The sequence below is a fragment of the Paenibacillus oryzisoli genome (assembly GCF_001653565.1).
Taxonomy (GTDB): domain Bacteria; phylum Bacillota; class Bacilli; order Paenibacillales; family NBRC-103111; genus Paenibacillus_E; species Paenibacillus_E oryzisoli.
The window spans coordinates 297,262-321,924 of record NZ_LYPB01000069.1 but is presented as its reverse complement, the minus strand read 5'-3'; the positions used below and the strand labels follow the sequence as shown (position 1 = coordinate 321,924).

General features: G+C 46.8%; 15 protein-coding genes. 14 read left to right on the top strand and 1 reads right to left on the bottom strand.

The genetic code is table 11. The features are described from left to right. Positions 1–104: 104 nt before the first annotated feature. From A8708_RS15895 to A8708_RS15850, 10 genes are all read left to right on the top strand, one after another. Positions 105–857, top strand: a complete 753-nt coding sequence (locus tag A8708_RS15895) for an ABC transporter ATP-binding protein (protein WP_068665061.1) — start codon at positions 105–107, stop codon at positions 855–857. Continuing rightward, complete coding sequence (locus tag A8708_RS15890; protein ID WP_068665060.1) at positions 854–2,740, top strand: FtsX-like permease family protein; 1,887 nt, start codon at positions 854–856, stop codon at positions 2,738–2,740. The genes A8708_RS15895 and A8708_RS15890 overlap by 4 nt, the downstream gene beginning before the upstream one ends. A 229-nt stretch (positions 2,741–2,969) precedes the next feature. Beyond that, positions 2,970–4,805: a histidine kinase gene (locus A8708_RS15885; RefSeq protein WP_239696711.1), complete on the top strand. Its 1,836-nt coding sequence runs from the start codon at positions 2,970–2,972 to the stop codon at positions 4,803–4,805. Continuing rightward, positions 4,798–6,318, top strand: a complete 1,521-nt coding sequence (locus A8708_RS15880; protein ID WP_068665056.1) for a response regulator transcription factor — start codon at positions 4,798–4,800, stop codon at positions 6,316–6,318. The genes A8708_RS15885 and A8708_RS15880 overlap by 8 nt, the downstream gene beginning before the upstream one ends. 296 nt (positions 6,319–6,614) lie before the next feature. Next, on the top strand, positions 6,615–8,084 hold the full coding sequence (locus A8708_RS15875) for an ABC transporter substrate-binding protein (protein ID WP_068665054.1): 1,470 nt from the start codon (positions 6,615–6,617) through the stop codon (positions 8,082–8,084). A 76-nt stretch (positions 8,085–8,160) separates the two neighbouring features. After that, a complete protein-coding gene (locus A8708_RS15870) occupies positions 8,161–9,099 on the top strand; it encodes an ABC transporter permease (protein WP_068665052.1) in 939 nt (312 codons plus the stop codon). A gap of 29 nt (positions 9,100–9,128) precedes the next feature. After that, entirely contained in the window at positions 9,129–10,049 is a 921-nt protein-coding gene (locus tag A8708_RS15865; protein WP_068665050.1) for a carbohydrate ABC transporter permease, read from the top strand. A gap of 45 nt (positions 10,050–10,094) precedes the next feature. Next, positions 10,095–11,414, top strand: coding sequence for a glycoside hydrolase family 125 protein (locus A8708_RS15860; RefSeq protein WP_068665048.1), 1,320 nt, complete (start codon positions 10,095–10,097; stop codon positions 11,412–11,414). Then, complete coding sequence (locus tag A8708_RS15855) at positions 11,411–14,515, top strand: beta-galactosidase (protein WP_068665046.1); 3,105 nt, start codon at positions 11,411–11,413, stop codon at positions 14,513–14,515. The genes A8708_RS15860 and A8708_RS15855 overlap by 4 nt, the downstream gene beginning before the upstream one ends. 3 nt (positions 14,516–14,518) lie before the next feature. Beyond that, positions 14,519–17,248, top strand: coding sequence for an alpha-mannosidase (locus tag A8708_RS15850; protein ID WP_068665044.1), 2,730 nt, complete (start codon positions 14,519–14,521; stop codon positions 17,246–17,248). A 123-nt stretch (positions 17,249–17,371) separates the two neighbouring features. On the opposite strand, the gene A8708_RS15845 is transcribed toward A8708_RS15850, so the two are convergent. Beyond that, positions 17,372–18,313 carry an AraC family transcriptional regulator gene (locus A8708_RS15845; RefSeq protein WP_068665042.1) on the bottom strand — a complete coding sequence of 314 codons (942 nt, stop codon included), beginning with the start codon at positions 18,311–18,313 and terminating at the stop codon, positions 17,372–17,374. A gap of 171 nt (positions 18,314–18,484) precedes the next feature. Here A8708_RS15845 and A8708_RS15840 point away from each other — a divergent pair, with 171 nt between their 5' ends. The 4 genes from A8708_RS15840 to A8708_RS15825 all read left to right on the top strand — a co-directional run bounded on the left by A8708_RS15840 (position 18,485) and on the right by A8708_RS15825 (position 24,589). Continuing rightward, positions 18,485–20,971, top strand: coding sequence for a glycoside hydrolase family 38 N-terminal domain-containing protein (locus A8708_RS15840; RefSeq protein WP_082927540.1), 2,487 nt, complete (start codon positions 18,485–18,487; stop codon positions 20,969–20,971). A gap of 219 nt (positions 20,972–21,190) precedes the next feature. Further along, positions 21,191–22,126 (top strand): ABC transporter permease, encoded by a 936-nt coding sequence (locus tag A8708_RS15835; RefSeq protein WP_068665038.1) that lies wholly within the window; start codon positions 21,191–21,193, stop codon positions 22,124–22,126. Between the two features lie 13 nt (positions 22,127–22,139). Next, on the top strand, positions 22,140–23,000 hold the full coding sequence (locus A8708_RS15830; protein ID WP_068665036.1) for a carbohydrate ABC transporter permease: 861 nt from the start codon (positions 22,140–22,142) through the stop codon (positions 22,998–23,000). Between the two features lie 53 nt (positions 23,001–23,053). Further along, positions 23,054–24,589 carry a type 2 periplasmic-binding domain-containing protein gene (locus tag A8708_RS15825; protein WP_068665034.1) on the top strand — a complete coding sequence of 512 codons (1,536 nt, stop codon included), beginning with the start codon at positions 23,054–23,056 and terminating at the stop codon, positions 24,587–24,589. Positions 24,590–24,663: the final 74 nt, after the last annotated feature.

Here is a 24,663-nt window from a genome sequence, read left to right as displayed (position 1 = left end):
TCGTTTAAGCATAATCGATGGGATCGTGACATGGGATCGGTTATGATGATGCGAGAGTCATAGAAACTGGAAATTCCGACTTCGTGAAAGGAAGAATAATGGATATGGATATGCTAATCGTGCGCAATCTAGGAAAAGTTTATGATGGCAGCGGCATTGCGTATAGGGCGATGAGTGACATGAACCTGGTTGTCGAAAAAGGCGAGTTTGTTGGCATTATGGGTCCATCAGGCAGCGGCAAAACAACCCTGCTGAATGTAGTATCCACAATCGATACGCCTACTTCTGGAGAAGTGTTGATTCAAGGGGAGAATCCCCATTTATTATCCAAACACGATCTGGCCCTGTTTCGCAGACGGAAATTGGGCTTTGTCTTCCAGGATTTTAATTTGCTAGATACGCTGACGATCGGGGAAAATATCATCCTCCCGCTTACGTTGGATGGGAAAAGTGTGAAAGAGATGGACGCCAAACTTCATCTAGTGGCCGAAAAACTGGGCATCACCCCAATTCTGCATAAACGAACCTATGAAGTATCGGGAGGGCAGAGGCAGAGGGCGTCCATTGCAAGGGCGATCATCCATACCCCTTCGCTGCTGCTGGCCGATGAGCCGACAGGAAATCTCGATTCCAAATCTTCACGTGATGTCATGGAAACGATGGAAGCCATCAACCAAGCCGATCATACGACCATGCTGCTGGTTACCCATGACGCTCTCGCGGCGAGCTACTGCCACCGGGTCGTATTCATCAAGGATGGTCGGCTCTATAATGAATTTTATCGGGGGAACAACCGGCAGGCCTTCTTCCAACAGATTATCGATATGCTTTCGCTAATGGGAGGGTTAAATAAATGACGTTGCGACAATTCGCCTTCCGCAATGTTAGCCGGAACAAACGGACATATGCCGCTTTTTTTCTGAGCAGCACATTTTCGGTGATGATTTTTTTCATTTATGCCGTTTTTATTTTTCACCCTGCAATTAAAAATTCTGGTTTCAATTGGTCGGCCCTTCAGGAAATGACGGTTGCGGAATATATTGTCTATGTGTTCTCCATCTTTTTCGTATTCTACTCTGTCAGCGCCTTCCTGAAATCCCGCAAACGGGAATTCGGCGTGCTTATCATGCTCGGCATGACCTACAATCAGCTGCGTTGGATCGTCTTTATCGAAAGCATGGTGATCGGATTCGCTTCCATAGTGGGGGGGCTTGCCGCGGGACTGCTGTTCGCCAAACTATTCATGATGATCGGAGCCGATCTGATGCAGATGAGCCCGTTGCCATCCTACATGCCTAGCCAAGCAATTCTGCTCACGCTGTCTGCATTCGTGCTGTTGTTTGTCGTCATCTCCGCGTTCACTGCCGCATTCGTACGAGCCAGCAAGCCCATCGATCTGCTGAATGGCAGTGCCAAACCGAAGTCTGAGCCTAAAGCTTCCGTTTTTCTTTCAATCACGGCGTTCTGCCTGCTTCTTGCGGGATACATCATCTCGTTCCTGGTGCAAGGAGCTTCGGTCGTTTTCGCTCTTTTGCCGGTCGCAGTATTGGTCATCATCGGTACGTATTTGATGTACGCACAGTTGAGCGTGTTTGTGATTCGTACGTTAAGAAACAATCGCTCTGTCTTTTTGCGCAAAACGAATGTGCTGGTTTTGTCCGACATGACGTATCGCCTGAAGGACAACGCTCGCATGTTCTTTCTCGTGACGATCGTTTCGACAGTAGCGATTTGCGCTATGGGCGGTTTGATGGGATTTCTGGAAACCATCCACAAGCAAATTTCGGATGCTTATCCGTTCGCCTATACCTATAGTCAAACTAACGGGGATGCCGAGCAAGCAGCCCATCAAACGAAAATAATCGAACAAGCGCTTCTAGAACGGGGGATTCGTTATGATAAATTGACCGTTCAAATAGCGAACTTCGAATTAATAGATGGACAATCGCTGAACTTCATCCGCTTGTCCGAGTATGCCAAGCTTGCGAAAGCCTTGGATTATCCAGTCTTGTCGCTTCAGGGAAATGAAGCGGCGGCTATCTGGACGATGAAGAACCGGCCGTTTCCGGAACACGAGTGGTCAGTTAAGGGGGCATCGATCATACTGGATGTGAAACAAACCGTCGGCAAGGCGGTCACGCCAATGATTGTCGATGAACCGCTGTTAATCGTCCAGGATGGGATACTTGACTCCTTAGGCAATCCGAGAAATGATCAGCTTATAACTGCTTACGATACGGACAGCGCCAATTCAACGGCGGACACGGGGGAGGCCATCGCTGAGAAGCTCGGAAATGCTCAAACCTCTAATTATTGGTTTGCATCCCCTGCCTATTCGGAAGAACAGATGAAGCGGACTTATAAGCTGACACTTTTCGTCGGGGGGTTTGTCAGCTGCATATTTTTTGTTGCATCGGGAAGCTTTCTCTATTTCCGGCTGTTTACCGATCTCAACGATGACAAGATGAAGTACCGTTCCATCACGAAGATCGGATTAACCGACAAGGAGCTCGAGAAGGTGGCCACTCTACAGATGGCTCTGTTGTTTTTCGTACCGCTCGCGATCGCGTTCATTCACAGCTCGGTTGCGCTCTACGCTCTGCATAGCCTGCTTCATGCACCGGTTGTTCAATCGGCCATTACGGTCTGTATCGTCTTCCTTGCCGCGCAAATCCTGTACTTCCTATTGATACGTGCCCGTTATTTAAAGCATTTGAAACAATCAGCGGGGGGTTATTGACTTATAGATTATAAAACGACTTCCCGTAATTTACCTGTATTTTCTCCATCTAATCACGAAAATACCTCATATTCGAGCACATTAACTGCAGTTTTTACATCTAAATGTCATGCGGAGTGGGACATCCCCTTCCATGCATGTAGGCACATTATCTAGGTTTCTCTGCAAGTAGCACGAAATTCATCCCCTGAGAATTTTGTGCTATAATGAACCCGATTAAGGCCAGGAGATGATAACTAGAATGGTGCTGCGCAAGATCTATCGGAATTATTTGCAAAATAACTTGTTCATGAGGCTGTTGCTCCTCTTTTCATTGATTACTGTACTAACGATTATTTCGTTTTCTTATTTTATGTACTATTCGATGTCTCAAGCGGCGATTAATAGAGAGCTGGATATACAGAAAAAAGCACTGACGAACGTTAATAACTATTTGGGTGGAACTTATGATGTAGCCCAGTCGATCCTTTTTGGCCTCTATCGGGATAGTTCGCTGGCTTCGGGTGTATCGTTTATGCTGCAGCATCCTTTTCAAGAATATGTGCAGCATAGTCTGGAGCAGTATAATTTAGGCGGCAACAGCATGTGGAGTGATGGGCTGCAATATTTTAAAAATCAGGTGGAAGATAACAAAAATATTAGTAATTTGCTGTTATATAGCGAGGATCAGCAGACTTTATATGCGCTGGGTCGCAATGGGCAGATGAAATTCGTTCCCACGAATCGCGCACGCTCTTATATTCCAGATGTGATGGCTCTCGAAAGCAAAAGTGTAGAATTGCCTAATGTTTGGCTGCGTGAAGCGATCGGGCAATGGGATCCCAACCTATATGCGATTCGAACGCCGATTACGGACAAGTTAACGCTGAAGACGATTGGCCAGCAGGTCGTTTATTATAGTACGGATGCGATCTGGAAGATATTGCAGAACGATAAGGACGAGCTGAAAGGGACGCTTCTTGTCTTGGCGCCGGACGGCGGTGTGCTCTTTGATTCTTCGAATCAATACGTTGGCAAGCCGTATCCATATATGGATACGATTAATGCCATGTATGAGAATAGTGGTTCGAGCCAAGGCGACTATGTGACAAAGCTTACGCAAAGCAAAGGGAATTTCAGCACGGTCAGCATCATTCCCCGCAAGGAACTGGAGGCTACCTCGAAGAAAATCCGCAGTACGATTGTACTCATTAGTGCCATATGTATCTTTTTCGCCATCCTGATTCCGTTCCTGGTTGTGATGAGTGTCGCCAAGCGGACCAATCAAATCATCCGATTTACACGAAAGGTGAAGCAAGGTGACCTCAGTGTGCGAATACCCGATGTGCGGGAGGATGAGATTGGGCAAATCTCACGGAGTTTTAATGAGATGATTGAGGAATTGAACCTCTATATTGATCGAGTCTATAAAGCGAACATTAAGCAAAAGCAGACGGAACTGACGGCGCTGCAAGCTAGGGTTAACCCTCATTTCCTCTATAATACACTGGAAGTGATTCGGATGCGGGCTATCTCGCAAGGTGCACATGATGTTGGGGAAATGATTTACAGCTTATCGGCGCTGTTCCGAAGTTTTGTCCAACAGAAGAAGGTTTATACGCTTCAGAATGAGTTGGAAGCCTGTCGTCTGTATCTGGAACTTTTTCAAATTCGGTATAAGGATAAATTCACGTATACGATGGAGTGGGACAGGCGGCTCGGGTCTGTGCGTGTGATGAAAATGTCGCTGCAACCGGTCATTGAGAATTACATTGTACATGGTTTGCGAAGCGAAAGCTCGGATAATCAGCTGCAGATCCGAGTGAAGCAGGTAGGAGCCTTTCTACATGTGGAGATTGAAGACAATGGCAACGGCATTACGCCACAGCGGCTCCATGAATTGACGTTATTCCTGGAAGATGAGGAATTGGAAGGAGAGTCATTTGGGCTCAGAAGCATCAATCAACGGCTTAAACTGTTGTATGGCAATGAATACGGTGTGAAACTACATAGCCATCCAGGCCAAGGAACGATTGTTGAAATCTGGTTGCCGATGGACGGTGGAACGGAGGTGGACGATGTTTAGGGTTTTTCTTGCGGACGATGAACCTTTCATTATAGAAGGGTTGTATGACATTATTGATTGGGCGGAAGTTGGCTTGGAGATTGTGGGGCATGCCAGCAATGGACAGAAGGCTTTGGACGCTTTACGAGAAACCTCGGTCGATATTTTGGTGACGGACATTTCCATGCCGATTATGAATGGACTAGACTTGATTCGGCATGCAAGAACGGTTCACCCAGAACTGAAAGTGATCGTGCTGAGTGGATTTGATGAGTTTACATATTTGAAAGAAGGCATGCAGCTAGGCATCGAAAATTATTTGCTCAAACCGATTAACATCCAAGAACTCAAGGCTTCGCTACTAAATACCGTAGAGAAGCTGAATACCATGAACGAGACGCAGTTGGTTCAGGCATACAGCAAGCAAATTTTGAAAGACAACACGCTGCATCGCTGGCTGACGCAGCAGATTGCGCCGCTCGAGTTCTATGAACGTGCAGAGCTTCTAGGCATCAACTTAGCATACCCCTACATGGTCGCAGCGGTTCTGCGAATGCCTGTCCATGCAGACAAGGGCTTAGAATGTATTACGTCGCGGCTGAATACCTACGAATGGGTGACCGTTTTCCTTGATATGGACGGTGATATTCTGCTGCTTGCATCCATGGATCAAATTGACGAGGGGAAAAAAGAACTGATGGCGTTGCTCCAGCTCCTTCATACCGAGTTTCAAGACCAATCGGTACGTATCTCTGTGGGGACTGTCGGTCATCTGCCGGATGGGGTTACGCAAAGCTATGAAACCGCCAAAAAAGCGCAGGAGTATTTCTGGATATATCCGGAGCTGTCACTAATCGATTATCAGGAGTTGGCTATGCATCAGGAGGATCCTAAGGTAGATTTCTCAATCATTGATTGGCCATCCTATGCCAAGCTTATTATTACCAAAGATCTAGAAAACCTGCGTGCCTGCATTCATAACGACTTTAAGCGAATTCAAGCTTTGCCAGGAATTACACCGCACGATTTTCAGAATATTGCTTTTGAAATGGTCATTCATTTCAAGTTGGAAATCAAAGCAATCCGTCATACAGAAGAACTGGAGGCGTATCATCTTGCTTTTGACCAGATTCGCAAGGCGGTCGCGCTGGAAGAATTGGAAGCTGCCATCCTGAAGATTGCCGAGACGACAATTGGCTTCTTGGTTTCGGATGTTCGAAGTCCGATTGTGCAGCAGGTGTTGAGATATGTGCAGCAGTCCTACGCAGAGGAGCTTTCGCTCAAAATGCTGGGTGCTCACTACCACATCCATCCCGTTTACTTAGGGCAGCTGTTTCAGAAAGAGATTAATGAAACATTCACGGAGTATATGAACCGTTTCCGAGTAGAGAAGGCGAAAGAACTACTCAAGACAACGCATGAGAAGGTACATCAGATCGCCAAAGAGGTAGGTTACTCCGAATTGGGTTACTTTTATAAACAATTCAAAAAATATGTAGGGATCTCGCCAACGGATTATCGTGGATTGCTCTAGGAATACTTAGAAGCAGTCTTTTTTTTTACCACATTAGAAAGTATAAGTTTTCGGTTCCCGAAAACGTCTTGATAATTGGCGATAAAAACTACCTTTAAAACGCGGTCGCTCATCCTCGAAGTGCTTCGATAGAAGTTTTTCTCATCTAATAGAAGATGGTAGCGTTTTTTTTCTTTAGTTTAGACAGGGTTTATTTAGTTTATCGTCTATTTGTAATTGCTTTCATGCAGTACTGTAAATATAGCCCCAACGGGCGTAGACAAACAGACGAGTATTCACTAGGGAGGACTCAAAAAATGAAAAAAAGTTTGGTCACAACACTTGGATTGACATTAGCTGTTTCTATGACGCTTAGCGCTTGCGGCAGCAAAGAGGCCGATAATGCGAAAGGGAATGCGACAGCGAATAAACCCGTTGAATTAATTTGGTATACAATCGGAACGCCACAGAAAGATGTGGATCGCGTAATGGCTGAAGTCAGCAAATACACCGCAGAGAAAATCGGTGTTACGGTGAAGATGAATATGACGGATTGGGGCGATTATGCTCAAAAAATGCAAGTTATGACGGCTTCCGGCACACCTATGGACATAATGTTCACGTCTTCATGGGCATTTGATTATGTGCAAAATGCACGTAAAGGTGCATTCAAGTCGATCGACGAGTTGCTGCAAAAAAATGGACAAGGCATCGTCAAAGCATTGGATCCTGCTTTCCTTAACGGCTCCAAAGTAGATGGTCACAATTACGGTGTTCCTGCGAATAAAGAGCTGCCGGCACAAGACGTATGGCGTTTCAACAAAACGCTGGCGGATAAATATAGCCTTAGCTTAGATAACGTGAAATCATTGGAAAGCTTAGAGCCGCTCCTTTCAGCGATTAAAGCGAAAGAGCCGAACATTTACGGATTGGCTGTTGATAAAAACTATATGCCGTATGTGCCTTATGACTACATCATTGAGAAAATGCCTATGGCTGTTAGCGTAGACAATAAAGATTTGAAAGTCGTTAACATTCTCGACACGCCAGAAATGAAACAAGCTTTGAAAACAATGAATAAATATTACAAAGCAGGCTACATTCCAACGGAAGCATCCACGCTGACTTCCTTGAATGATGTTCAAGTGACGGGCAAGTGGTTCGCAGATAAAGCGACGAATCAACCTTTCGCGGACAACCTTTGGTCAGCAAGCTATGGATACCCGGTCGTATCCAAACCAGCTAGCCCTGCTCTTATTTATAACTGGTCTGTTATGGGCTCCATGCAAGCAATCTCGGCTAACTCCAAATATCCGGAGAAAGCAATGGAATTCCTGAACCTGCTTAACACAGATCCAGTGCTTCGCAACATGGTTGATTCCGGAATTGAAGGCGAGCACTACAAAAAAGTCGGCAATGACAAAATGGAAAACCAACCGGCATCCAAAAACTACGATATGCCTACGTTCTCCCTTGGTAATGTACTTTTGACATACAAAGATGTGAAAGACCCTGAGAACAAATGGGAAGAGTTCAAGAAATTTAACGATACAGGCGTACCTGCTCCGCTTCTTGGCTTTAACTTCGATCCAACTAAAGTCATCAACGAAATCGCCGCTGTACAGAACGTGAAAGAAGAGTTCTGGGCAACACTGATGACGGGTACTGTTGATCCGGATAAATACATTCCGCTTGCAAACGAGAAATTCAAAGCAGCTGGATTGGATAAAATTATGACAGAAGCACAAAGTCAAATTGACGCTTGGAAAACAGCTAACAAAAAATAGAGGCAAGCCCGAGGATGAGGTGAATGTTCTGCATTCACCTGATCTTTGTCTTGTTATCAAAGGAAGGGGTGATTGTATGAACAGAATAGGAACTTTTTTCAAAGATGTTAAACAAAGCAGAGTGCTGCTGCTCATGGCATTACCGGCAACGCTTTGGTTCCTGTTCTTCTCGTATTTACCGATGGCAGGCATGGTGATTGCTTTCAAGCAGTACCGTTACAGCCGTGATGGATTTTGGGCAAGTATTGTGGAGAGCAAGTGGGTTGGCTTACAGAATTTCAAATTCCTTTTTAGTACGAACGACGCTTATATCATTACGCGCAATACGCTGCTATACAACATTGTGTTCATTATTGCAGGTCTGGTGCTGTCCGTTGGACTCGCCATTGTGTTATCCGAAATTACGAATAAAAAGCTTGCTAAGCTTTATCAAACAGGTATGTTCATGCCCTATTTCTTATCATGGGTCATCGTTGGCTATTTCGTATTCAGTTTCCTAAGTGTGGATAAAGGAATGCTTAATCATATACTCCCTTGGTTTGGCGTGGATCCGATTCGTTGGTATAACGACAAGACGTATTGGCCACTGATCATTATTCTCGTGTACCTCTGGAAATCAGTTGGTTACAGCTCTGTTGTGTATTTGGCTGCCATCATGGGGATCGATAAATCGCTATACGAAGCAGCGATGATTGACGGTGCGAGCAAATGGCAGCAAATCCGCCACATTACCTTCCCGATGTTAAAACCATTAATGACGATTCTGACGCTGCTGGCGATCGGACGAATTTTCTATGCAGACTTCGGACTGTTCCTGCAAGTGCCTAGGGATTCCGGAACGTTATACTCCGTAACTAACGTTATTGATACGTACGTATACCGGGGCCTTAAATCTACGGGAGAAATCGGCATGAGTACAGCGGCTGGCTTGTATCAGTCTGTGATCGGCTTCATTCTCGTGATGACTTCGAACTATGTCGTTAGAAAATTCGATAGAGACAATGCACTCTTTTAACCTAGGATTTCGGAAAGGAGGAACTGGCTATGAATGCTGTCAAACCGATGAAAAAACAAGACTTTCATAAATTACCGCCACTTTTGAATATGTTCGCTCATGGGGCCGCAGGTCTGTTTACCCTTGCCTGTGTGTTCCCGTTTCTGTTTGTGACGATTATTTCGTTCACGGATGAGAAATCGCTGAATACGAACGGATATAGCATCTTTCCGGAGAAATGGAGCCTAGAAGCATACCGTTATCTCTTCAAAGCAGGCGATCAATTGCTGATGTCCTATGGGGTCACCATACTTGTGACGGTTGTAGGTACGCTTGTCAGCTTAATTCTGACCTCTACGTTCGCTTATGCAATTTCGCGGAAAAGTTTTCCATTCCGAAATTTCTTCGGCTTTTTCGCTTTTTTTACAATGCTCTTCAACGGCGGACTTGTGCCGACTTATATTGTAATGACGCAATTGCTCGGGCTTAAGGATTCCTTGTGGGCTTTGGTGTTGCCATTAGCAGGCAATGCCTTCTACATCATGATTATGCGTACGTTCTTTAGTACATCTGTACCAGACGCGATTATTGAATCGGGTAAAATCGATGGAGCCGGCGAATTCGGCATCTTCATTAGGCTCGTGCTGCCCTTATCCCTGCCAGGACTCGCGACGATCGGCTTGTTCAGTACCCTGGGGTACTGGAATGATTGGTTCAATGCGCTGCTGTACATCGACACGCCGAACTTGGTGCCGCTGCAATCAATGTTGATGCGGATTGAGAACAGCATGCAGTTCCTGCTTCAGAATACGAGCAACCCTTCAGTTGGCATCGGCTTGCTGCAATCACTGCCGCAGGATACTTCACGGATGGCGATGGTCGTGCTTGCGACTGGACCGATTATTTTCGCATATCCGTTCTTCCAGCGTTACTTCATTCAAGGCTTGACGATCGGTGCTGTAAAAGAGTAGTGCCTTAAACCAACTTCGTAGAATATAGAATGTGGAGGATTTACCGTGGAACAATTCAGACTGCCCAAAATTCCGATGCCTAAGCTGGAACTGCCCCAAGCCATTCAAGATGTCTTGTTGGAAGCCGAAGAAAAGCTGGCACATCGTCCTAAACTCTTGCAATTATTTAAAAATTGTTTTCCAAATACATTAGAAACAACAACGAAGCTGATGCCAGACGGCACTACGTTTGTCATCACGGGAGATATCCCAGCATCCTGGCTGCGTGATTCTGTCGAACAGGTTATGCATTACGTGCCCTTTGCCAAAGAAGATACGGATCTTCAACGCATCATAAGCGGTTTAATTAAACGTCATGTTCAATACATTCATATTGATCCTTATGCGAATGCGTTTAATGAGTCGGCCAATGACTGGCATTGGAACAAAGCAGACCAGACAGAGATGTCTCCATGGGTATGGGAGCGTAAATTTGAGCTCGATTCCTTATGTTTCTCGATGCGTCTGGCGTATGCGTATTGGAAGGAAACCGAATTGACGGATATCTTTGATGCTGGCTTCAAAGCAGCGATGGTGAAGATTTACGAGTTGTTCCTAACCGAGCAGCATCACTTCGAGAAATCGCCTTACCGATTTACACGTAATAATGGGATACCGACCGACTCGCTGCGCAATAATGGCTTAGGCATGCCTGTGAATTATACGGGAATGGTATGGTCCGGCTTCCGCTCCAGCGACGATGCGTGTGACTTTCACTACAACATTCCAGCGAATATGTTCGCGGTAGTCGCTCTTCGCCACATGCAAGAATTCGCGGAATGGGTGTTCCGTGACATGGATTTCCTGGCACAACTCAAAGCACTTGAAGCAGACATTGATCATGGCATTCAATTGTATGGGATTTATCGTCATCCGACATTTGGTCCCATTTATGCGTATGAAACGGACGGCTTCGGCAATCACTGCCTGATGGATGATGCCGGGACGCCAGGACTTATGTCGATTCCTTATCTAGGCTACGTGGCCGCGGACGACCCTATTTATCAAAATACAAGACGCTTTGCGCTCAGCAAAGAGAATCCATTTTATTTTGAAGGCAAGGTAGCTAGAGGTATTGGAAGTCCGCATACACCAGATGATTACATTTGGCATATGGCTCTATCCATGCAAGGGATTACGGCATCGACGGCGGAAGAGAAGCTAGAGATGATCGCGATGCTGGAGGCGACAGATGCGGATACGGGATTCATGCATGAAGGTTTTCACGTTGATGATCCAACCATTTTTACACGCAAATGGTTTGCATGGTCGAACAGCCTGTTCTCTCAATTGGTTTATCAAGCTATGAAGGATGGTCTTCTATGAGTCGTCCGGTCCTTATATTCCATGAACCCGGATTCCCGAGCAGTACGTGGAGCGATGTGCCCATCGAGCAGTTGACGGCGCAAGGAGCAATTGTCGTTGGTGTCCATGAGCTTGGAGAGGCACTGCGATCAGCTCCCCACGGATGTTTCGTCAATTTGCATGCGCCGTATTTTCCGAAAGAGGCGTGGACAGACATTCTGGCGTTCTTGCAGCGCGGTGGCGGCCTGCTGAGTATTGGCGGCGCAGCCTTCAAGCATCCTGTTCGCTGGGAAAATGAGAATTGGCATGTGGAGTCGGAGCAGACGGGCTATCACCAGCAGCTGCATATTCATGAGATACTGCGGGTTGAAGATAAGCAATTCCGCTCTTATTCCACGTCGGAAACTTTACCGCTGCTGGAAGGGCAAGAATCCTTATTCGCGCTTGCCGATACTTGGAATATGGTGCCGCATACGACGCGAGACAGTGATTTGCCTCATCAGATGGGTGCTTCGGGTACGATGAGCACACAGATTTATCCGCTTCTGAAAAGCATTGGCAAGAGAGGACGCGAAATAGCGGCTCCTGTCGTCCTATGGGAAAATTCGCGCGGTGCGTTTATCGGTTCGCGCTGGATGTTCGTTAATGTGCCGCTGAGTCCCTCATTTTGGAGCGAAGGCGGCGCGCAGAAATTGGTCCAATGGGCGAGATTCTGTGCGAGCGGTGTGACAGAGCTGTGGATCAAGCCGAATTATGCCAGCTATGAACCTGGTGAGCACGCGATGCTTACAATTCAAACGCAGCTAATCGGAGATAACGATGGCACTAAAGCGTGGACACTGGATCTTCGTGTCGAGCATGAGAAGGGTATGCAAGATGCTTGGACGCATCGTCTCACCGCTCAAGTTAACAAAGAATTCAACGTGTTGCGCATTCCTGTACCGCTTGAAATACAGCGTGGTTTGTATCGCGTAACGTGTACGGCAATCTCCGAGGATGGCGAACAGCGCATACTTCGCCAAGGATTCTGGGGGCACGACGCGGGGCTTCTTGCAGAAGGTCAGCCCATTACTTGCGGACGCGATTATTTCATCAAGGATGGTCGTCCGCTTCCCGTAGTTGGCATGACGTACATGACGTCCGATGTGGCTCGCAAATTCCTATTCCTGCCGAATAGCGATGTCTGGGATCGGGATATGGCCCAAATGGCCAAAGCAGGCATTAACTGGATTCGTACGGGGATTTGGACCGCTTATCGTAATATCATGCAGGTTGATGGCCATGCTTCGGAAGAAGTATTGAGAGCAATCGATGCCTTCCTCCTGACAGCCAAAAAACATGATCTACAGGTAACGTTTACCTTCTTCTCCTTCACACCTGAAACTTGGGAAGGGGAGAATCCCTATCTCGATCCGCAAAGTGTGGAAGCGCAGAAGCGGTTTATCCGCTCCATCGTTTCCCGACATGTGGCGACGACTCATGTGGATTGGGACCTGATTAACGAGCCATCGATGTTCGATCCCGCTCAAATATTCTCGGATGGACCTCGTTCCAGTCGGGATAAGTATGAGAGGAAAGCTTTCATTACGTGGCTTAAGCAGCGGCATGAGCGCATCGAAGAACTGCAAGAACGCTGGAATATGACGCCTGCGCAGCTTCCGACGTATGAAGCAGCCGTAATTCCCGAAGCGTCTGATATCAATTTCGATGTGCAAGACATGCACCGGGCGAAAAAAGGGACACGTTGGCTGGATTACTGCTTATTCTCGATGGAGATGCACAACCAGTGGGCCAAACAACTATACGATACTATCAAAGACATCGTTCCTGGGCATCTTGTTGTAGTTGGTCAAGATGAAGCTCTTGGCGCGCAGCGGCCTTCACCGCTTTTCTACGAAGAAGCGGTAGATTACACCACCGTCCATTCGTGGTGGCTGAACGATAACCTTGTTTGGGATGGCATCTTTGCCAAAACAGCCCATAAACCGAATGTGATTCAAGAGACGGGCATTATGTATGTCGAGACCCCGGATGGACGTGCGAAACGTTCGGAGAACGAGCTGCGCAGTATGCTGGAGCGCAAATATGCTTACGCCTTTGCAACGGGGGGCGCAGGAGCCATTCATTGGATTTGGAACACCAATTTCTATATGGACAATGCGAACGAGTCTCACATTGGAGCGCTTCGTGCTGATGGCACAGAGAAACCGGAAGCGGATGTTTCCTATGATTTCGGCCGCTTCATGGGCGAGATCAGAGACCTATTCCAGGAGCGGGAGCTGGAAGACATTGTAGCTGTATTCCCTTACTCCAACGATTTTTCCAATCGGAAACTGGCATTCGATGCCACGACGGCCATGACGCGTGTGCTGTCATACGAGATGAAGCTGCCGTTCCGCGCAGCTTCGGAATATCATCTGGAGGGGCAACCTGCGAAGCTGATTATACTCCCAAGCGCACATAATTTGGATGAAGGAGCTTGGGTGAAGTTGATTGATAATGTGAAGCGCACAGGTGCGACATTATTGGCAACAGGCCCAATCTCCCTTGACGCGTACTGGAAGCACAAGCCGCGTCTCGTCGATGAGCTTGGTGAAGCAGAACTTCACAATGTACGTCGAGAAGAAATGCTTGACCTGGAAGGCACTTCACTGCATGTCTCCTATAGTCGGCGCCGAATTGCCGAAACGTTAAAAGAAGTACGTGTTGGAAGTTCGGAAACGAAGACAGGCGTTCATGGGGATCGTGTTGTCGATCTTCCTTTGGGCAATGGCCGATTGATTTGGAGCCCGCTGCCAGTCGAAATAAACGATCGGATGGACACCGTAGCGACACTTTACCGTTATGCCGTGAATGCTGCCGAGTGCAGCAGCGGATTGGAGTGGCTTGAAGGCGATATCCCGGGTATTTACGGAAGAAAACTGAGCTTCAAGGACGGTTTCTTGTATGTCTTTGTCTCAGAATTTGCCTGGGATGTGGCTGTCAAAGTTCGGGACACCGATAGTGATGCTACGTATGCCTTTACATTGGAGAAAGAGCGTTCCGTGCTCTTTGCTGCAGATAAACAGGGGCAAGTGATTTCCATTTACCGCCCAGATGAAGTCCATATTGAAAGGAGCTAACCCATGAGTACGAAGCGAACGGCTCATATCATTTCCCATACCCATTGGGATCGGGAGTGGTACCTACCTTATGAGAAGCACCACGTGCGTCTAGTTAAACTAGTAGATACGTTATTAGATAAAATGGATGAAGATGAGAGCTATCGCAGTTTCTTTCTCGATGGTCAGACGATTATTCTGGAAGATTATTTGCAGGTTAGACCCGAGCAGAAAGATCGCTTAACTCAATTCATTAAGGATGGCCGCATTCTTATCGGGCCTTGGTATATTTTGCAGGATGCCTTCCTGACGAGCGGCGAAGCCAATGTGCGCAATATGCAGATTGGGCATCAGGATGCAAAAGCGTATGGCGATGTTTCCAAAATCGGTTATTTTCCCGATACGTTCGGCCTAGTCGGGCAGACACCGCAATTGATGCAGCAGTCTGGTATTACGAATGCTCTATTCGGTCGAGGCGTGAAACCGACAGGATTCAACAACACCGTATCCGATGGTGATTTTGAATCCTCCTTCTCGGAGTTGATTTGGGAGGGGCCAGATGGTTCCCAGGTGTTAGGTATTCTCTTTGCCAACTGGTATTCGAACGGCAATGAGATCCCAGTGGATAAGGAAGAAGCCAAGGCTTATTGGGAACGCAAATTGGCGGACGCGGAGAAATATGCCTCGACTGGCGAATTGCTCTTCATGAATGGCTGCGATCATCAGCCTGTTCAGCAGGATCTGCCGGAAGCAATTCAGGCTGCGAGCGAGCTTTTTCCGGATACAACTTTTGTCCATTCGAATTTTAACGATTACTTGGCGGCCGTTCAGCGTTCAGGGAAGCAGGAGCTTTCGACGGTCAAAGGCGAACTGCGCAGTCAACGGACGGACGGCTGGTCAACGCTCGTCAATACGGCTTCGGCGCGCGTGTACTTGAAACAGATGAATCAACTCGGACAAGCGATGTTGGAGAAAGTGGCTGAGCCTCTTGCCGCATTCGCCCATGTCCTCAAAGTCGGGGAGAAGTACCCCCACCATCTGTTCACGTATGCTTGGAAAACCTTAATGCAAAACCACCCGCATGACAGCATTTGCGGCTGCTCGGTGGACGAAGTGCACCGTGAAATGGTCACTCGCTTTGATAAGAGTCGACATGTTGCCGAAGCCATTATCGATGACAGCAAGCAAGCTATTGCGGACGCAATTGATACGTCCGACTTTACGCTAGCGGGCGAAAGTGCTCTGCCCGTAGTCGTATTTAATACGTCGGGTTGGGAACGCTCGGGTGTTGTCAGCATCGAGATCGATGCTTTACGCCTGTATTTCCGAGATGGCTATACACTGGAAGAAGCGAGCGCTTTTGCCAAAGCGGCGGATATCACAGGGCGAGTACTCGTAGATGCGTCTTCGCAGCCTCTCCCATGCACAACCCAGGATCTCGGCTTGCAATTCGGATACGATTTGCCGGAGGATAAGTTCCGTCAGCCGTATATGTGCCGAAAAGTAAGATTGACTTTCGAAGCTGACAAAGTGCCAGCACTAGGCTTGAAAACTTACGCTTGGGTGAAGAAGGAAGTACAATTGGCTGATTCTTCGTTGTTTACTAATGAGCGGATCATGGAAAATGCTGCAATCATGATTGAAATCGCGGATAACGGCTCCTTCACGCTGACGGATAAGAAGAATGGTCGCACGTACCGTGATTTGGGTGTATATGAGAATACCGGAGATATCGGCAACGAGTACATGTTCCGTCAACCCGATGGCGAAAAGCCGCTGACAACGAGCGGATTACAAGCGCAAATCCGTGTGCTCCAAGATACAGCTTTCCTAGCTTCCGTTGAAATCGTCCATGAGTGGGAGATTCCTGCGTCGGGCGACGACATGCTGGACATTGAACAACGTGACTTAGTCTACTATCCGCATCGCCAAGCACAACGTTCTACACGCATGATTCCGATGCGCATTCGCACGGTGGTTAGCTTGAGCCGGAGCGGGCAAGGGGTAGAGATCGAGTCATCGTTCAATAATCAGGCGAAGGATCATCGTCTACGGATGTTATTCCCAACTGACCTGTCCGCGCAAACGCATCATGTCGATTCAATGTTTGAAGTTGTGCAGCGCGACAATACACCAGCCGCGGAGTGGGAAAACCCAAGCAATACCCAGCATCAACAGGCATTCGTTGATGTTAGCGAAGCAGGAGCAGGCTTGGTTGTTGCCAATCTTGGATTGAATGAATACGAGGTTCTGCGCGACGGGCGGAATACGATTGCGGTAACGCTTCTGCGCGCAGTTGGTGAACTCGGCGATTGGGGCTTGTTCCCGACGCCTGAGGCGCAGTGTCTGGGTGAACAAACGGTTCGATTGGCGATCTTCCCGCACACGGGTGACCATGCACAATTTGAAGCCTATACGGCTGCCTACCAATTCCAAATTCCTTGGACAGTGGCACAAACCGGTATCCATTACGGCCGAATTACTTCGACCTATGCTCCTTTCCAATGGGAAGGGTCTGGTCTGGCTCTATCCTCGATGAAAATGAACGAAGCATCAGGTGATGTGCTGCTTCGTTGGTATAACATGAAGTCCCAGCAAGCGGAGGTTAAGGTCAGCACGCAACTTCCGCAGCGGAAATTCTATAAGAGCACGATCTTGGAAATACAAGGCGAGCACTTGGCCGTGGCGGCAGACGGCAGCTTGACGTTGCCGGTGGGTCCTTGTGAAATCGTGACGATCGGGATTCAGCGGTAGTCATTTCCCATTATAAGTAAGAGGCAGTTTCAAAAGTCGATGTAGACTTATTGAGACTGCCTCTTTTCGTTATTGACCCATATATAATAAAACGTCTTCACGATTTAACTGTAGTTTTTACATTTAAATGCGATGCGGCAGTGGGACAGCCCCTTTTTCTTTACCGCTGTCTCGATATTCTTTCGGACTCATCCCGTATTTCTTTTTAAATAAACGACTGTAATACGATAAACTTGATAGCCCTGTTATATAGGCAATTTCTTGTATGGGCTGATCCGTGCATCGTAGCAATTCTAGCGAGCGTTCCAAACGAATTTGACTCATACGATCCATGATGGTATGACCGCTTAATTTTTTGTATTTTCGGGCCAAATGACCATAGCTCATATGTAGGGATGCAGCCAGTCGATGGACGTCCACCTCATAACTTTGATCATCATTTAAATAGATTTCAACCTTACGGAGCAGAGCGTGATCAGAATTGGTTTCGGTTTCAATCCACCGCTTTCTTTCTGGAGACAGCTCCGTTATTGCGAGAATGACTTGCACAATTTGCAGCAAAGCAGCAATGGAAGAGCCGCTCCCCTTAGCTTTTTCAAAGCATGTCATCAGAAGTTGACCTAGTCCAAACTCATCAGCGTAAACGCCCGGCTTCCAATTCGATAATACATGGAGCTGTTCGTATGTTGAGAAAGTATTCGCAGGGGTATCCTCCGACTTACGATCCACCTTCCATCTTAAGCATACCCCCTTATGTGGATCATGGGGTTCATAGGTATGAGCATGTTCCGTACCCGGAGGGATGAGGAAAAACTCACCAGCGTGAATATCCAACAACGATCCCCCGAAGCTCGTTTGCATATGCCCCTCAAACACATAATTGAGCTCATACCACGTGTGGAGGTGCGGTGGGCACTGAGCGAATCCCGCAGGTATTTCTAGGAGAAGATCAATAATTTCAAGGGCAGCATCATTAAGCGTTAGGTTTCCACTAAGCATTGTTTGATAAGGTTGGACGCCTAAAAAGGATATTTCATGCGGATGACGTGGATGCAATAGACTCATTAAGTTCACCTTTACGAGGAGTTAGGATGTTTGTACTTAGTATAGCACACCTTTTCGTCATGTTATTTTTGTTCAAAAAGGTGTGATTCCAGTGAATATACGGAAGGGGGAGATTTTGAGAAAATGGTAAGTACATAGCATCATTTCATGAACAAGGAGGAGAGAGTTACGATGCGAAAAATTCACTTATTAAGCAATGCACATTTAGACCCTGTATGGCAATGGGAGTGGGAAGAAGGGGCAGCTGCAGCGGTATCAACCTTTCGGGCAGCGGCCGCATTTTGTGAAGAATATGAGGGATATATATTCAACCACAATGAAGCACTGCTATATAAATGGATTGAGGAGTACGAGCCTTCTTTATTTCGTAAAATTCAGGGTTTGGTACAAGCAGGCAAGTGGCACATCATGGGAGGGTGGTATTTACAACCAGATTGCAATATGCCTTCTGGGGAGTCTATCGTGAGGCAAATTTTGCTTGGACGGACCTATTTTCAAGATAAATTTGGCGTAAAACCAACTACGGCTATCAATTTTGATTCTTTTGGGCATTCGAGAGGTCTTGTTCAGCTGATGCGAAAAGCAGGATTTGATTCTTATCTGTTCATGCGTCCCGATGATCGCGTTGCAGGCCCAGCACAAGAGTTCATCTGGATCGGGTTTGATGGCTCTGAAGTGCTTGCCCATCAGATACAAGACGGATATAACACGCTGCTAGGTCAAGCGCATATCAAGGTGAAAGAGAGAGTCAATAAGCAATCGAGTCAAGAAGTAGAGCTTGTACTATGGGGGGTAGGCAATCATGGCGGTGGGCCTTCGCGTCTAGATCTCAATCATATCAGCGACTTGATTGCGTCAACGAAAGGAACGGTTGAGGTGTTGCATTCAACACCGGAAGCCTACTTTGCGGATCTTGCCAAGGGTGCGGATGCGCTGCCTCGCCATGAACGCGATCTCAATCCACGCTTCGTTGGATGCTACACCTCGATGATTCGAATCAAACAAAAGCACCGTCTCCTGGAGAATGAGTTGTACCAAACGGAAAAAATGCTATCATCTGCCGCACTCCAAGGATATCTTCGCTATCCGAAAGAGGAGCTTAACGATGCGTTTCATGATCTGATGGTGGCTGAATTCCATGACATTTTGCCAGGAACCTCTATCCAGCCAGCAGAAGAAGCTTCCCTTCGACTGATGGATCATGGTTTGGAAATCGCATCAAGGCTGAAAGCACGTGCATTCTTTGCCTTATCGAGCGGTCAACGAGAAGCAGGAGAAGGGGAGTATCCGATACTCGTCTATAACCCGCATCCTTATCCCGTTCGTGGTGTGTTTGAATGTGAATTCATGCTTGCGGATCAGAACTGGCAGGATCAATTCTCAATGCCTGTCGTCTATCAAGATGGCGTACGTATTCCTTCTCAAGCGGAGAAGGAACACAGCAATCTAAGTTTGGACTGGCGCAAAAGAGTCGTGTTCGAGGCGCAATTATCGCCTTCTGCCATGAACCGATTCGATTGCAAGATCGACTTACTGCCTTCGAAGCCTAAACCACAGGCGGTGCTCGAAGACGGTGATATTCATTTCCGAACACCGTCACTACACGTAGTCATTAATACGCAAACCGGGTTACTGGATCAGTACGTTGTTGAGGGGATTCCTTATCTAAAAGCGGGAGCTTTCGAACCCTTGGTCATTATTGATAACGGGGATCCTTGGCGGATGGATACCGATAGGTTCGAGGGAGTGAAGGGGTCTTTCCGTCTTATGTCCCCTGAAGAGGGGACAGCTTTCTCAGGTATCTCCGAGAGTGCACACACTCTCCCTTCAGTCAGGGTAATTGAAGACGGTGAAGTTCGTACCGTGATTGAATCGCTCTTGACGTATGGACATTCTGCGGTCGTCCTCACGTATAAACTACCCAGACATGGGACGGAGATCGAGATCCATGTGCGCGTATTTTGGCAAGAGAAGGACACCATGCTGAAACTCGCCATTCCAACCGTACTTGATGACGGTAGTTATGTAGGGCAGACGATATATGGCGTGCAGTCTCTTGAAACAGATGGAACGGAAGTTGTTGCACAAAAATGGACAGCTCTTGTGTCCGGAACGGATCTAAGAACTGTTACACTGATCAATGATGGGATCTACGGATCGGATAGTTCAAATGGCGTAATGAGACCTTCCCTTCTACGAGGGGCGGCTTACACCGCTCATCCCATTCTTGATCGACCATTGATGCCCAATGATCGCTTTTCACCGCGAATCGACCAAGGGGAGCGAATGTTCCGGTTCTGGTTGAACGCTGGTCATAAATCGGAACGACTCGCAAGTATTGACCGAGAGGCGCTTCAATGGAATGAGAAGCCGTATGCACTTTCGTTCTTCCCTCATGGCGAAGGGCAAATCCCTGCTGCCGCTGTGCAACTAGATGATGATGTCATCCAGATGACGACCTTCAAGCAGGCCGAACAAAGTGATGACAAGTTTATCTTGCGATTATTTGAGCCAACAGGACAAGCAAGATCAACGGTGCTTAGCATTCCCCACATGGACATGAAAATCCGCCTTGATTTCCATGGTTTTGAAGTAAAGACATGTAAGCTAGATCTGAAAATGAGAACCCTAGTTGAATGTGAGTTAATGGAAGAGTAACAAAGACGAAACCGTCCTGATTTAGGGCGGTTTCGTCTTTGTTTATAGAGAAAGAGATATGCGATATGCAGTGTTTTAACTAATTAGCAGATCTAGCGATGGGCTAGAACAAGGTTAACTTTAAGAAAAATGAGTCATATTCAGCGCTGCGAGAGCTTGCTATGATCAAAACGTGAAGTCAGGGGCTCACGTCGGTCAAAGAAAGGAGGGGAAATGAGGATGGTCAACGAACTCAATGATGGCAACCGGAGGTTAAGTTTTTTCAAACGAATCGATAAAGGGAAGTATGTACTTCTGATGTTTTTGCCTTGTTTGGTGTATTATATATTGTTTCAATACGCCCCGATGCTTGGAATCGTCATAAGCTTCAAGAACTACAACTTAGTGAAAGGGATTTGGTCGAGTGACTGGGTAGGACTGAAATATTACATCATGTTTCTCCAAGACCCAGGCTCGTTAAATCTAATTAAGAATACCTTCTTACTAGGGTTTTACTCCTTGCTTTTTGGTTTTGCGCCGCCGATCCTGCTCGCATTGCTGCTCAATGAGGTGAAGAATGCGTTGTTCAAACGGTTTGTCCAAACCGTCAGCTATTTGCCGCATTTTATATCCAATGTCGTAGTCGTAGGGATGATTGTGACGTTTCTCTCGCCTTCAGGCGGATTGATCAACGATATCATCCAATCGCTAGGCTTTCAACCGATCAATTTTATGATGGAGCCTGGATTGTTTCGTACCATTTATGTTACTTCCGGTGTATGGCAAAGCTTTGGCTGGGGGTCCATTATTTATCTTGCGGCCTTGTCGGCAATCGACCCAACGTTATACGAAGCGGCAGAGATGGATGGGGCTACCCGATGGAGGAAGATGTGGCACGTTACGTTGCCAGGCATAGCGCCTGCCATTGTCACGTTACTTATTCTGAGTGTGGGCAATATTACGCAAGTTGGTTTCGAGAAGGTGTTCCTGCTTACGAACCCGATCAACCTGAAAACGGCGGACATTCTAAGTACCAACGTGTATAAAATGGGGCTTATCGGAGGGCAATACAGCTACGCATCTGCGGTTGGATTGTTTGCTTCCATCATTAGTTTAGTTTTTCTCATAGGTACGAATTACATGAGTCGCAAAATTACGCAAACTAGCCTATGGTAGAAGGGACATCGTTATGAAGCAAAGAATCACGGTATTTTCCATTTTCAACCTTTTGCTCATGCTTGGTGTGGTTCTGGTAACCCTCTATCCCTTTCTTTACATGCTAGCGGTTTCCTTAAGCGATAGTACGCATGTGATGAAAGGAACCGTTACTTGGTATCCCAAAGGGTTTAATTTGGCTATGTACGAGCTGGTTTTGAAGGACCCACGCATTATGAAGGGATTCCTCAATACGTTTGTGTACACGGCAGTGGGAACACTCATCTCCTTAACCATAACAGCCTTCGGGGCATATGCCATCACCAAAAAAGAGATGATGTTTGCAAAAGGTTTTACACTCATGGTTGTCATTACGCTATTCTTTAGTGGTGGCATGATTCCGACATTTCTTGTCGTCAAATCGTATGGGCTTATGGATAGCATCTGGGCGATGGTGCTCCCGAATGCGGTGAACTCATGGAATCTCTTGGTGATGACCTCATTCTTCCGAGGCATACCGAAGGAAATCGAAGAGTCGGGTAAAATGGATGGCCTAAATGACATAGCGATCGCCGTGCGTATCGTATTCCCAATGTCAAAAGCTGTGTTTACGGCGATCGGATTATTCACGGCTGTAGGCTTGTGGAACGATTTCTTTACTCCGCTGCTATACCTCAGGGACGTTCAATTATTTCCGTTATCTGTTGTATTACGCAATATTATGCTTGCTGGGCAGATGGCCACGGAAGCAACCAGCGCTCAGGGTGATGCCATTGTCACGGAGTCGCTGAAATACGCGGTTCTTATGGTAGCTACGCTGCCGATTTTGTTACTGTATCCCTTTTTGCAGAAGTATTTCGATAAAGGGGTTTTGGTGGGTTCTATTAAAGGATAAGGAACATCAACACGCTAGTTACAGAACAATTATTTATAAAGGGGAAGTTGTGAATGAGAAAAGTTGGGTTAGTAGCACTTCATATGGCCGTGGTTCTTACAGTTCTAGCAGGTTGTACAACAAAAACAGCCACACAGAGTCCGTCTCCGAACAGCAGCGGAGGTCCGGGAAGTACGGCAGCCGCAAGTCCAGCTGTGACGAAGAATACGTTCACTGCGCTGCTCGAAACCAATGCAAGCTGGCCTTACAACAAGGATTGGCCGATCTGGAAATACATTGAGGAGAAGACAGGAGCAACTTGGAATGTGCAGCTTCCCTCAGGAAATTTGCAAGATACGACGACGCTCAATGTCGCTTCCGGATCCGTGCCGGACCTGACGTTCGGGTACACACCGATGGCCAATACCTATGGCATTCAAGGGGTGTTTGCCAATATTCTTGACTACACGGATATCATGCCTAATTTTAAAAAATGGATGGAGAAATATCCGACTTATGTAAAAGCTTCCTTGGCGTCAGATGGGAAAATGTACGTGTTTCCAAATGAAGGTTATGGAAAGGCCAATGGGATGAGCTGGTTGTATCGTCAAGATATTTTCCAGAAATATAATGTGAAGACGCCAACTACGTATGATGAATTTTATCAAACCTTAAAGCAGCTCAAGCAAATTTATCCCGAATCTACCCCTTTTGTTTTCCGAAACGGCTTGAATATTCTTAGCAATATGGCCCCTTCGTTTGATACGAATGGCGGTTATTATCTCGATAAGAAAACGAATAAAGTAAAGTTCGGTCCTATTGAACCTAACTATAAGAAAATGGTAGAGTACCTGCACAAGTTTTACGTTGATGGCCTGATTCCAAAAGATTTCCTAACCGTAGATACGAAACGTTGGCAAGATATGATTTCGACGAATAAGAGCTTTGTGACGAATGATTACATCGTGCGAATTGATTTCTTCAACACGCCAATGCGGAAGGAAAATCCGGATTCTACGCTAGCCTTCATGCCGCCTGCGGCAGGTTTTGCTGGTGCGAAACCTTTGCTCTTGAACACCCAATCTGTTGATGGTGGGTTGATGGTTTCGGCCAAGTCGAAGAAAATCAAAGAAATTATGAAAATGATGGATTTCTTCTACAGTGAAGAAGGCAAAACGATGGCAAGCTGGGGCAAAGAAGGCGAAACTTTTACCGTGGAAAACGGGAAAAAACAGTATAAGCCGGGCTTGTTCACCAATGCAACGGAGCTTGCCAATAAATTTGGCTTAACGACGCTGGGCACGTACACTTGGTTTGATTTCGATGCGTACAAATCGATTATTTCTCCAAGCCTGCAATCCGCTTACGATGAGGCTGACAAGTATATGGATGTGTACAGTCCGTTACCGAAAAATACGCAACCGGAGCTCGATACGTTATCGATTACTGGGAAGGCGGTAACAGATGCCTATTCCGAAAGCATTTCCAAGTTTATCGTAGGTCAACGAAGCTTGGATGAATGGGATCAATATGTGGAAGAGCTTAAAAAGCAGGGACTTCAAAAGACGCTTGATGTCTATCAAGCTGCGTTCGACCGGGTTCAGAAATAAATCGAATCCCGTCATATAGGGGTTGGATATCATTCCCCGCATCTGCCATTTTGCGAAAGGGCTTGGTTTATGCT

What these genes read in the sequence shown, in the direction of transcription:
- A8708_RS15875 (WP_068665054.1), top strand. Translation starts at nt 6,615, where the DNA reads ATGAAAAAAAGTTTGGTCACAACACTTGGATTGACATTAGCTGTTTCT.
- A8708_RS15840 (WP_082927540.1), top strand. Translation starts at nt 18,485, where the DNA reads ATGCGAAAAATTCACTTATTAAGCAATGCACATTTAGACCCTGTATGG.
- A8708_RS15870 (WP_068665052.1), top strand. Translation starts at nt 8,161, where the DNA reads ATGAACAGAATAGGAACTTTTTTCAAAGATGTTAAACAAAGCAGAGTG.
- A8708_RS15850 (WP_068665044.1), top strand. Translation starts at nt 14,519, where the DNA reads ATGAGTACGAAGCGAACGGCTCATATCATTTCCCATACCCATTGGGAT.
- A8708_RS15880 (WP_068665056.1), top strand. Translation starts at nt 4,798, where the DNA reads ATGTTTAGGGTTTTTCTTGCGGACGATGAACCTTTCATTATAGAAGGG.
- A8708_RS15895 (WP_068665061.1), top strand. Translation starts at nt 105, where the DNA reads ATGGATATGCTAATCGTGCGCAATCTAGGAAAAGTTTATGATGGCAGC.
- A8708_RS15885 (WP_239696711.1), top strand. Translation starts at nt 2,970, where the DNA reads ATGATAACTAGAATGGTGCTGCGCAAGATCTATCGGAATTATTTGCAA.
- A8708_RS15845 (WP_068665042.1), bottom strand. Translation starts at nt 18,313, where the DNA reads ATGAGTCTATTGCATCCACGTCATCCGCATGAAATATCCTTTTTAGGC.
- A8708_RS15835 (WP_068665038.1), top strand. Translation starts at nt 21,191, where the DNA reads ATGGTCAACGAACTCAATGATGGCAACCGGAGGTTAAGTTTTTTCAAA.
- A8708_RS15890 (WP_068665060.1), top strand. Translation starts at nt 854, where the DNA reads ATGACGTTGCGACAATTCGCCTTCCGCAATGTTAGCCGGAACAAACGG.
- A8708_RS15825 (WP_068665034.1), top strand. Translation starts at nt 23,054, where the DNA reads ATGAGAAAAGTTGGGTTAGTAGCACTTCATATGGCCGTGGTTCTTACA.
- A8708_RS15865 (WP_068665050.1), top strand. Translation starts at nt 9,129, where the DNA reads ATGAATGCTGTCAAACCGATGAAAAAACAAGACTTTCATAAATTACCG.
- A8708_RS15830 (WP_068665036.1), top strand. Translation starts at nt 22,140, where the DNA reads ATGAAGCAAAGAATCACGGTATTTTCCATTTTCAACCTTTTGCTCATG.
- A8708_RS15855 (WP_068665046.1), top strand. Translation starts at nt 11,411, where the DNA reads ATGAGTCGTCCGGTCCTTATATTCCATGAACCCGGATTCCCGAGCAGT.